Source organism: Lentzea sp. NPDC060358 (assembly GCF_042725365.1).
GTDB lineage: Bacteria > Actinomycetota > Actinomycetes > Mycobacteriales > Pseudonocardiaceae > Lentzea.
Window position 1 is genome coordinate 1 of the sequence record NZ_JBHXCW010000507.1, and the last position, 1,086, is coordinate 1,086.

At 75.0% G+C, this 1,086-nt stretch carries 1 protein-coding gene; it reads right to left on the reverse strand.

Annotated features, from left to right (window positions below; all coding sequences use genetic code 11):
• Positions 1-64: 64 nt before the first annotated feature.
• Positions 65-961 (reverse strand): ABC transporter ATP-binding protein, encoded by an 897-nt coding sequence (locus ACFWGZ_RS41240; RefSeq protein ID WP_382457016.1) that lies wholly within the window; start codon positions 959-961, stop codon positions 65-67.
• Positions 962-1,086 lie beyond the last annotated feature (125 nt).

Here is a 1,086-nt window from a genome sequence, read left to right on the forward strand (position 1 = left end):
ATCCACAGGGCCGTGCGGTGCAGACGTACGGTGACCCGGACCGGGCCGCGCAGGGCGGGCGTGCTCATCGGGCCGCCACCTCCTCGGCGGGCGCAGCGCTCGGCGTCAGCAGGGCGGGCACCTTCGGCGACCGCAGGTGCGCGAGCAGCAGTTCCTCCAGCGAAGGCTCGGCGGCCTCCCAGACGCCCGTGTCCACGGGGCCCTCCGTCCGTACCAGGGTGGTCTGCATCCGTCCCGCGGTGCGGGACTCGACGGCGGTGTGCGGGGCGGTGTCCCGTACCGGGCCGGTGAGCACGGTGTGCGCGGCGAGCAGGTCGTCGGTCTCGCCGCCGAGGCGGACCCGGCCGCCGTCGACGAGCAGCACGTAGTCGCAGGCGCCCTCCAGCTCGGTGAGGAGGTGCGAGGACATCACGAGGGTGGTGCCGTGCTCGGCGGTCTCGGCCATCAGGGCGCCCATCAGTTCGTGGCGGGCTAGCGGGTCGACGTCGGCCATCGGCTCGTCCAGCAGGATCAGCGCGGGCCGCTTGCCGAGCGCCAGGGCCAGGGCGAGGCGGGTGCGCTGGCCGCCGGAGAGCTGCCGGACCCGGGTCCGGCGCGGAAGGTCCCCGGCTATGTGCTCGGCGGCCTCCCGGTCCCAGGCGTCGGGGTTCAGCTCGGCCCCGGCCCGGAGCATCGCCTCCACCGTCAACTGCGGGTACAGCGGCTTGTCCTGGGCCACGAAGGCGATCCGGGTACGCGCCTCGGCGGGCGTACCGCCCAGCACGCGCACCGACCCCGTCGTGGGCCGCAGCAGCCCGGCCGCGAGGGCGAGCAGGGTGGACTTGCCCGCGCCGTTGGGCCCGACGAGCGCGCACACCCGGCCGGCGGGCAGCCGGAACGAGCAGTCCCGGAGCACCCACTTCCCGTCCCCGCCCCGGTACTTCACACCAAGGCCGTCGGCCTCGATCGCAACGCCTGTCATCAGGCTCGGTCCCCCTCGAAAGTGCTGTCCAGTACGGCGGTGAAGAGTGCGCTCACGTCGTCCTTCTCCAGCCCGGCCGCGCGGGCCCGGCGGGTCCAGTCGGCGAGTTCGGCGCGCAGCGGCGC